The organism is Jeotgalibacillus marinus (assembly GCF_040801915.1).
Taxonomy (GTDB): Bacteria; Bacillota; Bacilli; order Bacillales; family Jeotgalibacillaceae; genus Jeotgalibacillus; species Jeotgalibacillus marinus.
Genome location: NZ_JBFMIA010000194.1, coordinates 1 through 263, shown reverse-complemented (window position 1 = coordinate 263; position 263 = coordinate 1). Strand labels below are relative to the sequence as shown.

At 64.3% G+C, this 263-nt stretch carries 1 pseudogene; it reads right to left on the bottom strand.

Annotated features, from left to right (window positions below):
- Positions 1 to 263, bottom strand: a pseudogene (locus AB1471_RS17510) (hypothetical protein); the annotation flags it as partial.

The window sequence follows — 263 nt, the reverse complement described above, 5'->3', positions numbered from 1 at the left end:
ACCCGGACGGCATCAACGAACCACGAAACCACGATCAGGGGATAGGAAACTTCGCAGCCGAGCGCACGGTGCAGATCGAAGAGTTCCAAGGATCGGCTGAAGGCAGCGGGGAACTTATGGAGGGTGGTGCCCTCCGGAGGTTCGCCTGGCCAGCGGCCGCAGTAGCCAAGAAGCTCGCCGTCACCGTTGTGCAGGGGAATCGCGATCCGCCCGCTCATGGTGCCTTTGGCGCAGTAGCCCAGGCCGAAGGCGGCCACCGTGTC